We start from the raw sequence: 14283 nt of genomic DNA, 5'->3' as shown, positions 1-14283 counted from the left end.
AAGACCGACACGGGAGGGAGCATGACCGCTCCGGCCCGGCGCCCACCTCAGGCATCGAAGGCACGCAAGGAATAGCCCCTCAAGCCGTGCTCCAGTTGAAGCATCCCGCGGGCACGCCCGAGCCGCTGACCAGCATCGCACCGCGCCGGTAGAACCCCCAGCGGTTCTCCGGCGCGACGTCGAGGATCACCACGCCCATGGCCGGATCGGCCCAGACCAGTTGTGCCTCCATCTCGTCGATCGCCTTGCACACGGAGAGGGCCTCCACGCCGGGTCGAAACACGACGGCCGTCAGCGGCTGGTCCGGCGGCGGCCGCATCGACCAGAGGCCGGCGCCGGCCGTCGTAGCGGTCAGGGCGAGCATGGCTGCCACCGAGCGTCCGCTGCCCGGGCCACCCCGCTTCATCACCGCCCAGCCCGCCGCCATGGGCGCCAGACCGAAAACGAAGAACCATATCAGATCCCAGAGCATCGGGTTCGGGCTGTCGAGCTTGATGCGATGGATGCCCAGCACCCAGTGCGACAGCACGCTGTCGAGCACATGCCAGCCACCGAAGCCGATGAGCATCGCGCCCCCTAGATGGGCGCCGGGAACGCCGCCTCCACGCCGGTGGGCCCGCCAGAGGCCCCAGAGGGCCACGGCGGCGAGTACATACATCAGGAGGTGGAAATAGCCATCCCAGAGGATCTGCAGGCGCATGTCGTCGATGCCCGGCACGAGGCATAGCAGGTGATGCCATTGCAGGGATCTGCAGTCGCGCGTCGATCATGTCGTGGAACCCGACAACGCGTACCGGATCGTTCGAGAATGCGGCTCCACGGAGGTCCGCCTACGCTGGCTGGAGAACTCCTTTCAGGTCGCTACGCTCGACCACGATCGTGATTTGATCGTCGACGAACTGGAGCGCTTCTCTACAGAGCTCGAGCCAGAGTGAGAGGGATTAGCATCGTGAGCACCCATCGATGCCTTTAGCATGCCACGACTATAGCGCTCAGGAGCTGAAAGCGCCCCCCCCATCGCACCAAGCATGAACGGCAGCGATGCGCCCACACTGCCCCAGCCTTTGCAAAAAATCGTGCCACTGGAGCAATGCTTTGGCTTTCGAATCTTCCGTAGTAGTTGGCCTCCCGAGGTAAGGCCGGCTCTATGAAAGCGGTGTTGGCGCCGACAGCTTCGGCTCGATCTACGGCGTGATGGGATCGGCCGACACCACCGGGCGCTGGACTTCCCAGCGCTTTTCTGAGGCCGGCGTATCAGGTCCATCATAGCCGGCGATGACGAAGGGACCTGAAGGCTCGAGGCCGGTCTTCTCGATATACGTGGCGATGGCTTGTTCAGCGGCGGTCACGCGTTCCGCGGAGCGCTCGCCCACAAAGCGTAGAGCCACGAGGGTGCGGGCTGGCATGCGCGACAGGCGCACCTCCGGGTCGAGAGGTTCCGGCAAGGTCTCCATTGTGTATTTCGACGGCATCATGAAACGTACAGTGTAGCGGCCCTCTGCATTCTCGGCTGCGGCCGTGGTGACGGGGGCCGTCATGGCGATCGTCTCGCCCTCGCCTTCAATGGGCGTCGCTGGCGTCGTGGTCACAGGAGCCGTCATCGAGATCGTGCCGCCGGGCGCGTTGCGACCGAAGATGTAACCTGCGAGCGGCCGGAAGCCCTTCGATGAGGCCTCATCGCGGTTGCTGGCCGTCACCGTCACTTCGGCCACGATTATGGGGGCGTATCGGCGTAGCTCGATCGTCTCGCCCGGCGTTGAACCGGTGGGGTCCGAGGCCAGTACCTCGTACTCCGGCGTCTCGATCCCTTCCGCGCCACGGGAGGGGCCGGTAATCATCATTGTGGCGGCGAGGCCGAGAAGTGCGGTACGGGCAAGTTGCGACATGGGGGACCTCGTGTCGGGACGCGGAGGAAACGGGAATTGGTTTCAGCCGGTTTGGGCGGGGGTGCAGGCCTAGGTCGGAAGCCACGGGCACCTTTTCAAAACCTCCTTGGGATCGCATCGTTCCGCGCGCCGTCCCGAGAAAGGACCGGCCCCGAAGCGAAATGGCCCAATGACTATCTCTGCAACGAGTCGCTTGGTGGGGCGATCTCTACTCGCAGCACGAGGCGCGGACCCTGATCGAACAATAGTGGAAGCATTACAAAACATGCAGCCGCATAGAGTCTTGGCCCTCGTCCGCCAGCATTGGAAACCATAGTGTCCATCGATCCAACTGAATGCGTCCGGCAGGGGCTTGCGGCGAAGGCGAGCTTCGCCCCACGGCTGCTACAAGGACCATGCACAACTTCGACTTACCCAACCCTGAACACAGACAGGCGATGCCTTTGCGACAGGCGCGGAGAAAACCTTAGAAGCCTTCACGCAGAAGAGAGCACTGATGGATCGCCCCCCATTGTTGCGTTCAGAGAGCGCTCTTGAGACATGACCCAGGCCGCATCGGGGCTGCGAGAGCTCAGAGGCCGGACGGGTTCCACCCGCGAGCGTGCGCACCTCGCCATCCAGCGAACGGATGACATCGCGCAACTTCCGCTTACGGCTTTCGAGGCAGCGTAGGCGCATCATGTCCGGCTGTATTTGATCGTGCAGTGTCTCGATCTACTCATTGAGTGCAGCGTGCCGGGCGCGAAGGGTGCTGATCCGAATATCGAGGGCGCTGATCCGAGCACCGAGTAAACGAGCACCGAGTAGATCTGCCCTGTAGACCAAACCCATGATCTTTTCTCCTTTCAAGTTTTTCATGTGGACCCCCTCTTGGGTCGCCAAGTGGCCGGGGCCTTGTCGAGCCAGTCGCCCGCCTATGCCTCGCTGATGCGCCTTCTGTTGACCGGCGCGGGCGGCATAAAAGCAGCGATGCTCGTGGCGCTTCTCGACAGCTTGCTTCTGGAGCCGAAGCGGGCGCGGCACCTGCACACCGAGACCGCAGTGGAAGAACTCACGGGCTGAAGGGGACAGCTTTCACGATGCAGGGCGTGTCAAACGGCTCGCCGCCGCACGTGACCGTGACCGCGCATCGTGGAACGTGCAGCGTTCCCCTCGCATTGCGCCCGATAGTCCGAACGGAAGAGAGGCGAAGTCCACGTGTCGCAGATCACCACCATCAATCCCGCTACCGAAGAGACCATCGCCCGCTACGACGTAATGACGAAACTGGAGGCCGTCGACAGGGTCGAGGCCAGCCACGCAGCCTTTCTCGACTGGCGCGAGATCAGCCATGAGCGCCGCGCCGAACACCTGCGCCTAATCGCGAAGGAGCTACGTGACAACGCCGATGAACTGGCCCGGCTCATGAGCCAAGAGGTCGGCAAGCTCTACCGCGACTCGAAGACCGAAGTGGAGATTTGCGCCGCGATCTTCGACTACACCGCCGAGCATGGTCCCAGTGAGCTGGCTGACGCGGAACGCCGCCATTCCGGCGGCAAGAAGCCGGGCCTAGTGACCTTTGCCCCGATCGGCGTGATCTACAGCATTCAGCCGTGGAACTTCCCCCTCTACCAGCCGGTTCGCGTGCTCGCCTCGAACCTGATGGCCGGCAACGGGGTCGTGCTCAAGCACGCCGGCATCTGCACCGGCAGCGGGCTGAAGCTCCGCGAGATCTGCGTCGGTGCCGGTTTGCCGGAAGACCTGTTCCAAGTGGTCATCATCGACCACGACACCTCTGACGCGCTGATCGCGCATGACAAAGTGCGCGGCGTGACCATGACCGGCTCCGACGGTGCCGGGCGCCATATCGGCACGCAAGCGGCGCGGGCCCTGAAGAAACAGGTCCTCGAGTTGGGCTCCAACGATGCCTACCTCGTGCTCGAAGACGCCGATGTCGACCTCGCGGTGAAGACCTCGGTGATCGGCCGGATCTACAACAATGGCGAGACCTGCGTCTCGGCCAAGCGTTTCGTGGTCACCGAAAAGGTCTACGACGCCTTCGTCGAGAAGTTCGTCGCCGCCATGCAGGACATCAAGCTCGGCGACCCGATGGACGACGACACCGGCCTCGGCCCGCTGTCGAGCGCCGAGCAGTTGGACATCGTGCGCGAGCAGGTCGAGAAAAGCGTCGCCGGGGGCGCCACCATCGTCTGCGGGGGCGAGGTGCCCGACCGTACTGGCTACTACTACCCGGCCACCGTGCTCACCGACTGCGCGCCGGGCACCCCGGCGTATGACGACGAGATCTTCGGCCCTGTGGCCGCCGTGATTCGCGCGAAGGACGACGAGGACGCGATGCGAATCGCCAATGACAGCCGCTACGGTCTCGGCGGCGGCATCTTCAGCCGCGACGAGGAGAAGGCCGTCAGGCTGGCGAAGCTCCACTTCGATACCGGCATGGTGCGGATCAACAGCTTTGGCGCGGCCGACCCCAACATGCCGTTCGGGGGCGTCAAGAATTCGGGCTTCGGGCGCGAGCATGGCGGCTTCGGCATGAAGGAGTTCGTCAACGCGAAGGCCATCTTCCTGCCGTGACACCCAGAGCATGCCCCGCCGGGGCCATGCTCCTACTGAAAAGAGCCCTCATGCTTACCCTGCACTGCCTTGCATATTCTCGCGCGATCCGCGTGGTCTGGCTTCTCGAAGACCTCGGGCAGCCCTACGAGCTTGTCACCTATGATCGCACCAAGGATTTCCGCGCGCCCGAAGAACTGAGCCGGGTTCACCCACTGGGCAAATCGCCGGTGATCCAAGACGGCGACCTGAAGTTGGCTGAATCCTCCGCCTGTCTGCGCTACATCGTCGACACCTATGGCACCGATGCACACCGCCCCCCTCGGAACACGGTAGATCGCATCCGCCACGAGGAGCTGCTCGATTACGTCGAAAGCTCGTTTGCCGGGGTGGCCATGGGCCTCCTGATCCCCGCGCTGCAAGGTAAAGAGCCGAGCGAAGGAGCCCGCAAGAAGCTCGAGACCCATCTGGCCTACATAGCGGATAACCTGACGCCGGACGCTCTGCTCTTCGGCGCGGATGTTAGTTTGGCCGACATCCAGTTCTCCTACCTTCTGGCCAACCTCTCGCGCATGGGCTTCCTCGAGAACGCCCCGCGCATCGAAGCCTACTGGGCCGCGCTGCAAACTCAGCCGGGCTACAAAGCCGCGGTCGAAAAAGCCGGGCCAATGGCACCCGAGGCTTGAAACCCCGCGACAAATCGAAGGAGTGACGTCATGAACATCCTCATCGCCGGCGCGACCGGCAATACCGGTCAGCGTCTCGTCAACGAGTTGATCTCACGCAACCACACCCCCATCGCGCTGGTGCGTGAAAGCTCTGACACCAGCAAACTGCCCGAGGGCGTCACGCTGCGCCAAGGCGATCTGACCGACCTGCAAGAGGGCGTCTGCGACAGCTGCGAGGCTGTGGTCTTCGCCGCCGGGTCGGGTGGCAACACGGGTCCCGAGATGACCGACAAGGTCGACCGTGACGGCGCCAAGCGCCTGATCGATCTGGCCGCCAAGGCTGGCGTCAGTCGCTTCGTGATGCTCAGCTCGGTGGGCACGGAAAATCCCGACCCGGAGCACGAATTGGGTCATTACCTCCAAGCCAAGCACGAGGCCGACGAGCATTTGAAAGCCTCCGGTCTGACTTACGCGATCGTTCGCCCCGTGCAGCTGACCGATGAGGATGGCGACCGGAATATCGCCCTTGGCGACATCGTCGATCCCAAGGGAAAAGCCGCGCGCGGAGATGTAGCCGCTACCTTGGCAGATGCGGTCGAAAGCAGCGATTGGGCCGACCAAGTGCGCCTGATGCAGTCGGTCTGATCCAGCGTGCAAGGAACGGGCGGTCGACCACGTTCCTTGCATGTATTCCGTGCCGTAGAGTTGCCGTTCGGACGCCCCGCAGCCAACGGCAGCTATTCGCCCTTCGTGTCGAGCGGCTCGATTTGCACTGTTCTTGGTACGAATGTTGCGAGAGGGCCGCTTCCAGACGTTCGCTGCATTCAAGGGCCAGTCTATGTCCGCGAGCCTTCAGTCCTTGCGGATGAGGGCCCTCGGAATCACCGATGAATAGCGTTCGTACCGTGGGGGAGGTATTCGGGGGGGCACGGCCCCGACAGGGCCGCTCCTTGAACCCTCCTGTTCCCGAGATCTCGTGACCTCACTTCCCCTCTCTGTTCCCCTCGGCGAACGGGAACCAGCCTTCTCCTTCATGTCGCGCCTTGCGAACCGGAATGGCTTGCCGGCCAGTATCTTCGGCGCAGACTTTGACCTCCCCTTCTCGAAGATCATTCAAGGCGATGAGTTGGTCTGCCAGCGCTTGGCAGAGCTGGGTGGGGTAGCGCTCGACGCCCTTCTGGAGTGGACGCCCGTTCACCTAGGAGGTCGCGAACATTCGTTTCGTGGTGAAATCTTCCACGCTAAGAGCATCAAGCCTGTGGGCCTCCGGGGTTGCCCTGCATGCCTTCGAGAGGACATGGCCAGGGACCCGTCCCCGTGGATGCCCCACATGCGCGCCGACTGGCTGCTGCGCCAGCTCCGTGTTTGCACCGAGCATGAAATGCCGCTGGTCGACTTATGGGCCGATCCTGCTTCAACTGTCCGCTTCGACTTCGCTGCGCGTCTAGCTGAGATCCGAACGTCCCTCGAAGAGGGAGAGCTCGATGGTGAGCCGAGGGAGGCCAGCCTCTTCGAGCTATACGTCGCGGACCGGCTGCACGATCGGCATAGTGGCAACTGGTTCGACGGCATCGATCTGCAGGCCGTCTGCGTCTTTTCCGAACTACTAGGGCGGGCCGCGGTACGTCTGGAGACCGGAGGACGAAACCGCGTTCATCCGGACGAGCTCTGGGCCGAAGCGGCGACGGGATATGTGCTTTCGGTGGGAGGACCAGACCAAGTTCGCGGCACGCTTGCTCGGCTGCAATCCAAATTGGGAACGCCCCGGCAGGGACCGAAGGGCGTCTTCGGCGATCTGTACGACAGGTTTGCGCATGAACTGACCTCCGAGCCTTACGGCGTTTTCAGGGAAATCATTCGCGACCACATCCTGGCAACCTGGCCGGTCGGCGCAGGAGACAACGTAATGGGGGAGCCCGTTCTCGAGCGCAGGCTCCATTCCATTCGGACGGCTGCGGAGGAGGGCGGGGTCGATGAGCGCCGTCTGCGTAAACTTCTGCGCGAGCGAGGAATACTGACAGGCGCGGCCTCGAGCAGCACCGGCGAATGGGCGGTGTTCGACGCCAAGGCGGTGAAGCCCATCATCGAAGAGCTCAATCGAATGGTGAGCGGGATCGAACTGCAGCAGCTGATGAATATCTCTCGGTCCCATTTCGAATCGCTCAGAGCAGATGGGCATCTTTTGCCGGCGATCGCGGCAGCAGGTGCGAAGCCTCTGTGGAAGGCGACGGACGCCCCCCGCTTCGTTGCTGACCTACTACGTGGGGCCGAAACGGTTCATGCGAAAATGCATGGTTGGCGCACTCTTCAGGAGGCCTGCCATCAGCTTCGGGTTCGTCCCGCCGAAATCGTCGGTCTGATCAAGAAAGGCGAGCTTCGTCGGATAGGCAGCTACTCGCAGGCCACTGGCTATGCCTCGATTCTGGTCGACCGAGACGAACTGCAAAGCAAGCTGAATATCGATCGCGCTCCGGGCCTCTCGCTCGAGGTGTTCGCCAAGTCAGTCGGCCTCAAGCCCACGCAGACGACGCAACTCGTTGCCGCCGGGTACATCCGAGCCACGAAGGCCTCCAACCCGAAGCGCAAGGCGGTACAGCCCTATATCACCGAGAGCGACCGGCAGTACTTCGACGAGACCTTCGCCCCGCTACGCCGCTTGTCGGTGGAAACGGGGTGGTCATGGCAGAAGCTGCTGTCGTCTGCTTTCGGCCTGCAGGAGCTGAGATTCTTTGACGGCGAAACAGAGCACGAGAACCTCTTCCTGTGGTCGGTCCTTGAACGCCACTTCCTGTGCCCGTGGCCCAAACGAGAATAACCCCGGCATTTCTGCCGGGGCCATCGAAGAAAGCGCTTGACGTGCAACTCGCACGCTTATGCCCTCAATTCGCACTCTTATGCCTTTCTGGCAACTGTAACGGCTCACCTCATCCGCACTTCGAATGACCGCAGCTGCCGCAGGTCATGCAGCCCTCGACCATGCGCATCTCGAAGCCGCCGCAGGAGGGGCAGGACTTGCCGCGCGGCGCGTCGAGATTGACGACCTGCTGTTGCGGATCTTCCTTGAGCCCCTGCCCTTCCCCGGCAAGGAAGCCGGTGGAGATCATGTGCTTCTCGATCACGCCGCCGATCGCCGCGAGGATCGAGGGGACGTATTTGCCCTGCATCCAGGCGCCACCGCGCGGGTCGAACACCGCCTTGAGTTCCTCGACCACGAAGGAGACGTCGCCGCCGCGCCGGAACACCGCCGAGACCATCCGGGTCAGCGCCACGGTCCAGGCGAAATGTTCCATGTTCTTGGAGTTGATGAACACCTCGAAGGGCCGGCGATGGCCGCCGACGACGAGGTCGTTGACGGTGATGTAGATCGCGTGCTCGCTGTCGGGCCACTTCAGCTTGTAGGTCGCGCCCTCGAGCTCGGCGGGCCGGTCGAGCGGCTCGGACATGTAGATCACCTCGCCGCCCGTGGCCTCCTTCGGCGCCGACTTGGCCTCGGGTGCCTTGGCGGGCTCGGAGACCGACAGCACCGAACCGGTGATGTCATTGGGACGGTAGGTGGTGCAGCCTTTGCAGCCGGTCTCGTAGGCCTCCATGTAGACGTCCTTGAACGCCTCGAAGGAGATGTCCTCGGGGCAGTTGATCGTCTTGGAGATCGAGCTGTCGATCCACTTCTGCGCCGCGGCCTGCATTTTCACGTGGTCCATCGGGGCCAGCGTCTGGGCGTTGACGAAGTAGTCGGGCAGCTCCTTGTCGCCGAACTTCTCGCGCCAGGCCTGCACGGCGTAGTCCACCACCTCTTCCTCGGTACGCGAGCCGTCCTTCTGCAGCACCTTGCGGGTGTAGGCATAGGCGAAGACCGGCTCGATGCCCGAGGACACGTTGCCCGCATAGAGCGAGATGGTGCCGGTCGGCGCGATCGAGGTCAGCAGCGCGTTGCGGATGCCGTGCTTGGCGATCGCGTCGCGGACGTCCTTGTCCATCTGCTGCATGTTGCCCGAGGCGAGGTACTTCTTCGCATCGAACAGCGGGAAGGCGCCCTTCTCCTTGGCCAGCTCGACCGAGGCGAGATAGGAGGCCCGCGCGATGCGCTTCATCCAGGCTTCGGTCTGTGCCGCCGCCTCGTCCGAGCCGTAGCGCAGGCCGACCATCAGCAGCGCGTCGGCGAGACCGGTCACGCCGAGACCGATGCGGCGCTTGTTGCGGGCCTCTTCGGCCTGCGCCGGCAGCGGGAAGTTCGAGGCGTCGACGACGTTGTCCATCATCCGCACGGCAGTCGCCACGAGATCGTCGAGCGCGGCCTCGTCGAGACGGGCACCCTCCTCGAAGGCGTCGGTCACCAGCTTGGCGAGGTTGATCGAGCCCAGCAGGCAGGCGCCATAGGGCGGCAGCGGCTGCTCGCCGCAGGGGTTGGTGGCGCTGATCGTCTCGCAGTAGCCCAGATTGTTCATCTGGTTGATGCGGTCGATGAAGATCACGCCCGGCTCGGCCTGCTCGTAGGTCGACTTCATGATCGCGTTCCACAGGTCACGCGCCTGCACGGTCTTGTAGACCTTGCCCTTGAAGACGAGGTCCCACGACCCGTCGGCCTTCACCGCTTCCATGAAGGGATCGGTGACCAGCACCGACATGTTGAACATGCGCAGGCGGGCCGGGTCGGACTTGGCGGTGATGAAGTTCTCGACGTCGGGATGGTCGCAACGCATCGTCGCCATCATCGCGCCGCGACGCGAGCCGGCCGACATGATGGTGCGGCACATCGCATCCCACACATCCATGAACGACAGCGGGCCGGAGGCGTCGGCCGCGACGCCCTTCACCTCGGCGCCGCGCGGCCGGATGGTCGAGAAGTCGTAGCCGATGCCGCCGCCCTGCTGCATGGTCAGCGCGGCTTCCTTGAGCATGTCGAAGATGCCCGACATCGAATCCGGCACGGTGCCCATGACGAAGCAGTTGAACAGCGTCACGGCGCGCGCGGTGCCCGCACCGGCGGTGATCCGGCCGGCAGGCAGGTAGCGGAAATCCTCGAGCGCGGCGTAGAACTTGTCCTCCCACAGCGCCGGGTCCTTCTCGGGGGCGGCCAGGGCCTTGGCGATGCGGCGCCAGCTGTCCTCGACGGTGGCGTCGATGGGCGTGCCGTCGCTTTGCTTGAAGCGGTACTTCATGTCCCAGATCTGTTCGGCGATGGGCGCGGCAAAGCGGGTCATGGGACGATCCTTCGGCTTGAAACTTATCGGAATTTCAGGGGACTTGGCTGCCCCGACGGTGATCGTGGATATAGTGTATCATAGCACGTTCCAAGCTACAGATTGTGTTTGACACAGCCTTATCCACAAGAAATTGCGATTTTGCCACAACACGAAATCGAGAGTTGCGGCCCCGCCCCCGGGCTCCTAAGTCGTTAACCATGCTGCATCTCATCAAGCTTTCGGTCGGAACGGAGGATGTCTCCGATCTCGCTGCCTGGCAGGGCGACCGCCGCGGGCAAGGCCCCGACGGTCTGCCGCGTCACATCACCCGCATGTGGCCCAAGCGCGCCGAGGAAGTGCTCGGCGGCGGATCGATCTACTGGGTGATCAAGGGGGTGATTCTGTGCCGGCAGCGGGTGCTGCGATTCGATGAGGTCGATCGCGGCGACGGCATCCGCCGCTGCGCGATCGTCTGCGAGCCGGGGCTGGTGCGGGTGGCGGCGACGCCCAAGCGCGCCTTCCAGGGCTGGCGCTACCTCGCCGAAGGCGACGCGCCGCGCGACCTCACGCCGGGACGCGAGCAGGAGGAGCCGCTGCCGCCCGCATTGCAGGCGGCCTTGGCCGAGATCGGCGTCCTCTAAATCAGATCCCGAGCCGGTCCTCGAGCGCGTCGAGCGTGGCGCGATGCGCATCCGACCAATCGGCGCTGTTCGACTTGAACAGCGTCGCCTGGCTCGAATGGATCAGCCCGTCGGAGAGGATCTTCAGCCCGTTGGCCCGCAGCGTCTCGCCAGTCGAGGTGATGTCCGAGATCGCCTCAGCGGTCTCGTTGCGCACCACGCCTTCGGTCGCGCCTTGGCTGTCGACCAACTGGTAGTCGGCGACGCCGTGCTCGCGCAGGAACTCGCGCGTCAGCCGGTGATACTTGGTCGCGATCCTGAGGCGGAAACCATGGCTGCGGCGGAAGGCCGAGGCCACCGCGTCGAAATCGTCGAGCGTGTCGACATCGACCCAGCCCTGCGGCACCGCGATCACCAGATCGGCGCCGCCGAAGCCCATCGGCGCCAGCTCGCGCAGGCGCAGATCCCAGCCCGCCACCTTCTCGCGCACGAGGTCCGAGCCGGTGACGCCGAGATGCAGCCGCCCGGCCGCCAGCTCGCGCGGGATCTCGCCCGCGGAGAGAAGCGCCAGTTCGACCCCGTCGATTCCCTCGACCACACCGGCATATTCGCGATCGTTGCCGCGCTTGCGCAGGCTCAGCCCGCGCGCACCGAACCAGTCGAAGGTCTTTTCCATGAGCCGCCCCTTGGACGGCACGCCGAGACGGATCGTCATGCCCGGCCCTCCCTGATGCGGACCACGAGCTCGGGCCGGACCACGCCGCCCACCGCCGGCACCGCCCGCCCCTGCCCCAGCACCCGGGTCAGCGCGTCATAGCGCCCGCCGGTGGCCACGGGCGGCAGATCGGCGCGCGTCGCGTGGTGAAAGCCGAAGACGAAGCCGTCGTAGTATTCGAGCGTGGTACGCCCGAAGCTGCCCTCGAAAGGCAGCGTGCCGACATCGACGCCGCGTGCCGCCATGGCGTCGAGACGACGCGACAGCCCGGTCACGGCGTCGCCGATGGCGGGCATGTCCACCGCGATGTCGCGCAGGCTCGACAGCACGTTGGGTGCGGTCTCGCGCAGATCGAGAATCGCGTCGATCAGCGCCACTTCCTCTTCCGAAAGCGGGGGCGTCTCGGCCTCGGCGCGCAGCGTGGCGATCCGGGCCCGGACCTCCTCGCGCGAGCGCAGCCCGACTACCGGGCCCGCCGCTTCGAAGGGATCCTTCATGGCGAGCAGCGCCTTCTTGTGCGCCGGAAGCGGCACCCGCGCGCCGTAACGATCGAGAAGCGCGCGGAATCGGCGGGGCCGCCAGACATGGCGCGACAGCGCCGCCTTGCGGGCCTCGGTGGTGCGCAGCCCGCGCACCGCGGCCATCAGGATGCCGATGTCGCCGGTCGCCGGGCGCAGGTCCAGCCCGGCCAGCGCCTCGGCGATGGTGGCGAAGACCTCGGCATCGGCCTGCGCGGGATCGCCGCCGAAATGCTCGAACCCGACCTGCAGGAACTCGATCGGCCGCTCCGGGTCGGTCTCCTGCCGCCGGAACACCTCGCCCGCGTAACAGTAGCGCGCCGGATCGCCGCCCTCTTCCATATGCGCCCGCACCACCGGCACGGTAAAGTCGGGCCGCAGCATCATCTCGCCCCGGAGCGGGTCGGCGGTGACATAGGCGCGGGCACGGATGTCCTCGCCATAGAGATCGAGCAGCACATCGGCGGGCTGCAGGATCGCGGTGTCCACCGCCTGCGCGCCCAGCCCTTCGAAGATCGCGCCGAGCCGCGCCGCCTCCGCGCGGGTCTCGGCGCCCATGGGACCGGGCATCATGAGGATTGTCCCTCGATCATCGCGCGGACGCGCGCCACGAGTTCGGCGCGCGGCACTTCGATCTGCGAGGGGCGGTCCTTCCACTCTTCCAGCGTCGCGTTTTCGGCGATCTGCGCGCCGAGGATCAGGTCCTTGATCTGCACCACGCCGCGCTCTTTCTCGTCGCCGCCCTCGATCACCGCGACCGGGCTGCCGCGCCGGTCCGCGTATTTCATCTGGTTGCCAAAGTTCTTGGGGTTACCGAGATAGACCTCGGCACGGATGCCCGCGGCGCGCAGCTCGGACGCCATCGCCTGGTAATCGGCCATGCGGTCGCGATCCATCACGGTGACGACGACCGGACCCTGCGCCTCGGTCGCGCCGCGCCCCTTGGCGGCCAGCGCCGCCAGCAGCCGGTCGACCCCGATCGACACGCCGGTGGCGGGCACGGTCTGGCCGGTGAAACGCTTGACCAGATCGTCGTAGCGCCCACCGCCCGCGACCGAGCCGAACTGGCGCGGACGGCCCTTCTCGTCGAGGATCTCGAAGGTCAGCTCGGCCTCGAAAACCGGACCGGTATAGTAGCCGAGACCGCGCACCACCGAGGGGTCGATGACGACGCGATCCGGCCCCATGCCCTGCGCCGCCAGCAGCCCGGCGATGGTCTCCAGCTCGTCGACGCCCTCGGCACCGATGGCGGAGGCGCCGACCAGCTCGCGCAACCGCGCCAGCGTGCCTTCGGCCGTGTCGCGCCGCGCATCCATGAAGCCCATCACGACCTCGGCCTGCTCGGCCCCGAGACCCGCGCCCTTGGTGAAGTCGCCGCTCTCGTCCTTGCGGCCCTCGCCCAGCAGCATCCGCACGCCATCGGTGCCGAGCCGGTCGAGTTTGTCTATGGCGCGCAGCACGATGCCGCGCTCGGCGGCGAACTTCTCCGGGTCGGACGGGTCGAGGACGCCCGCCACTTCCATCACGCCGTTCAGAACCTTGCGGTTGTTGACGCGCACGATGTAGTCGCCGCGCGAAATGCCGACCGCTTCCAGCGTGTCGGCGAGCATGGCGCAGATCTCCGCATCGGCGGCGACCGACGGCGCGCCCACCGTGTCGGCGTCGCATTGGTAGAACTGGCGGAACCGTCCCGGTCCGGGCTTCTCGTTGCGCCAGACCGGGCCCATCGCATAGCGGCGATAGGGGGTCGGCAGGTCATTGCGATGCTGGGCATAGACCCGCGCCAGCGGCGCGGTCAGGTCGTAGCGCAGCGCCAGCCAGTCGCCGGGCTTCGCGCCTTCGACGTCTTCCTGCCAGGCGAAGACACCCTCGTTCGGGCGGTCCACATCAGGCAGGAACTTGCCCAGCGCTTCGACGGTCTCGACACCGGAGGTTTCGAGCGCTTCGAAGCCGTAGCGATGATATACCTCCGCGATCCGACGCAGCATCGCGGCGCGCGCGGTGACCTCGGCGCCGAAATAGTCGCGGAACCCCTTCGGCGTCTCGGCGCGGGGGCGGCGGATCTTGTCCTTGGCCATGGATGGCGTCCTCGTCAGGAGCGGGAGTCGCGCGCGGGCTTAGCGCGGGGCGGGTCCGGGGG

At 65.2% G+C, this 14283-nt stretch carries 12 protein-coding genes; 6 read left to right on the top strand and 6 right to left on the bottom strand.

What is annotated here, in order from left to right:
• Nucleotides 1-79 precede the first annotated feature (79 nt).
• Both FHS00_RS12000 and FHS00_RS11995 read right to left on the bottom strand, forming a co-directional pair.
• Complete coding sequence (locus FHS00_RS12000) at nucleotides 80-745, bottom strand: DUF2243 domain-containing protein (protein WP_281372304.1); 666 nt, start codon at nucleotides 743-745, stop codon at nucleotides 80-82.
• A 439-nt stretch (nucleotides 746-1184) separates the two neighbouring features.
• A complete protein-coding gene (locus tag FHS00_RS11995) occupies nucleotides 1185-1886 on the bottom strand; it encodes an SOUL family heme-binding protein (RefSeq protein WP_183473756.1) in 702 nt (233 codons plus the stop codon).
• Nucleotides 1887-2756: 870 nt separating this feature from the next.
• On the opposite strand from FHS00_RS11995, the gene FHS00_RS11990 reads away from it, so the two are divergent.
• The 5 genes from FHS00_RS11990 (at nucleotide 2757) to FHS00_RS11970 (ending at nucleotide 7922) form a co-directional block, all read left to right on the top strand.
• Nucleotides 2757-2948, top strand: a complete 192-nt coding sequence (locus FHS00_RS11990; RefSeq protein ID WP_183473753.1) for a hypothetical protein — start codon at nucleotides 2757-2759, stop codon at nucleotides 2946-2948.
• Nucleotides 2949-3083: 135 nt separating this feature from the next.
• Nucleotides 3084-4460, top strand: a complete 1377-nt coding sequence (locus FHS00_RS11985) for an aldehyde dehydrogenase family protein (protein ID WP_183473750.1) — start codon at nucleotides 3084-3086, stop codon at nucleotides 4458-4460.
• 50 nt (nucleotides 4461-4510) lie between these two features.
• Nucleotides 4511-5125, top strand: a complete 615-nt coding sequence (locus FHS00_RS11980) for a glutathione S-transferase family protein (protein WP_183473747.1) — start codon at nucleotides 4511-4513, stop codon at nucleotides 5123-5125.
• A 30-nt stretch (nucleotides 5126-5155) separates the two neighbouring features.
• Nucleotides 5156-5752, top strand: coding sequence for an SDR family oxidoreductase (locus FHS00_RS11975; RefSeq protein ID WP_183473744.1), 597 nt, complete (start codon nucleotides 5156-5158; stop codon nucleotides 5750-5752).
• Nucleotides 5753-6083: 331 nt separating this feature from the next.
• Nucleotides 6084-7922 (top strand): TniQ family protein, encoded by a 1839-nt coding sequence (locus FHS00_RS11970; protein WP_183473741.1) that lies wholly within the window; start codon nucleotides 6084-6086, stop codon nucleotides 7920-7922.
• 109 nt (nucleotides 7923-8031) lie between these two features.
• Here FHS00_RS11970 and FHS00_RS11965 read toward each other — a convergent pair whose 3' ends face one another.
• Nucleotides 8032-10308: an adenosylcobalamin-dependent ribonucleoside-diphosphate reductase gene (locus tag FHS00_RS11965; RefSeq protein WP_183473738.1), complete on the bottom strand. Its 2277-nt coding sequence runs from the start codon at nucleotides 10306-10308 to the stop codon at nucleotides 8032-8034.
• Nucleotides 10309-10508: 200 nt separating this feature from the next.
• On the opposite strand from FHS00_RS11965, the gene FHS00_RS11960 reads away from it, so the two are divergent.
• Nucleotides 10509-10931 (top strand): DUF1489 family protein, encoded by a 423-nt coding sequence (locus FHS00_RS11960; RefSeq protein ID WP_183473735.1) that lies wholly within the window; start codon nucleotides 10509-10511, stop codon nucleotides 10929-10931.
• A gap of 1 nt (nucleotide 10932) precedes the next feature.
• On the opposite strand, the gene hisG is transcribed toward FHS00_RS11960, so the two are convergent.
• The 3 genes from hisG to hisS are packed head-to-tail and all read right to left on the bottom strand — an operon-like array spanning nucleotide 10933 to nucleotide 14221.
• Nucleotides 10933-11625, bottom strand: a complete 693-nt coding sequence (gene hisG, locus FHS00_RS11955) for an ATP phosphoribosyltransferase (protein WP_183473732.1) — start codon at nucleotides 11623-11625, stop codon at nucleotides 10933-10935.
• On the bottom strand, nucleotides 11622-12716 hold the full coding sequence (locus tag FHS00_RS11950; RefSeq protein ID WP_246391274.1) for an ATP phosphoribosyltransferase regulatory subunit: 1095 nt from the start codon (nucleotides 12714-12716) through the stop codon (nucleotides 11622-11624). Before FHS00_RS11950 ends, hisG begins: the two co-directional genes overlap by 4 nt.
• Nucleotides 12713-14221 carry a histidine--tRNA ligase gene (gene hisS / locus FHS00_RS11945; RefSeq protein WP_183473729.1) on the bottom strand — a complete coding sequence of 503 codons (1509 nt, stop codon included), beginning with the start codon at nucleotides 14219-14221 and terminating at the stop codon, nucleotides 12713-12715. The genes FHS00_RS11950 and hisS overlap by 4 nt, the downstream gene beginning before the upstream one ends.
• Between the last annotated feature and the right edge of the window lie 62 nt (nucleotides 14222-14283).

Source organism: Limimaricola variabilis (genome assembly GCF_014195545.1).
GTDB classification, from domain to species: domain Bacteria; phylum Pseudomonadota; class Alphaproteobacteria; order Rhodobacterales; family Rhodobacteraceae; genus Limimaricola; species Limimaricola variabilis.
This window is presented reverse-complemented; position numbering and strand designations above follow the sequence as displayed.

Bases quoted from the DNA above. Each gene is read 5' to 3' on its own strand.
- FHS00_RS11980 (WP_183473747.1), top strand. From the start codon at position 4,511: ATGCTTACCCTGCACTGCCTTGCATATTCTCGCGCGATCCGCGTGGTC.
- FHS00_RS11995 (WP_183473756.1), bottom strand. From the start codon at position 1,886: ATGTCGCAACTTGCCCGTACCGCACTTCTCGGCCTCGCCGCCACAATG.
- FHS00_RS11975 (WP_183473744.1), top strand. From the start codon at position 5,156: ATGAACATCCTCATCGCCGGCGCGACCGGCAATACCGGTCAGCGTCTC.
- FHS00_RS11960 (WP_183473735.1), top strand. From the start codon at position 10,509: ATGCTGCATCTCATCAAGCTTTCGGTCGGAACGGAGGATGTCTCCGAT.
- FHS00_RS11950 (WP_246391274.1), bottom strand. From the start codon at position 12,716: ATGATGCCCGGTCCCATGGGCGCCGAGACCCGCGCGGAGGCGGCGCGG.
- hisG (WP_183473732.1), bottom strand. From the start codon at position 11,625: ATGACGATCCGTCTCGGCGTGCCGTCCAAGGGGCGGCTCATGGAAAAG.
- hisS (WP_183473729.1), bottom strand. From the start codon at position 14,221: ATGGCCAAGGACAAGATCCGCCGCCCCCGCGCCGAGACGCCGAAGGGG.
- FHS00_RS11965 (WP_183473738.1), bottom strand. From the start codon at position 10,308: ATGACCCGCTTTGCCGCGCCCATCGCCGAACAGATCTGGGACATGAAG.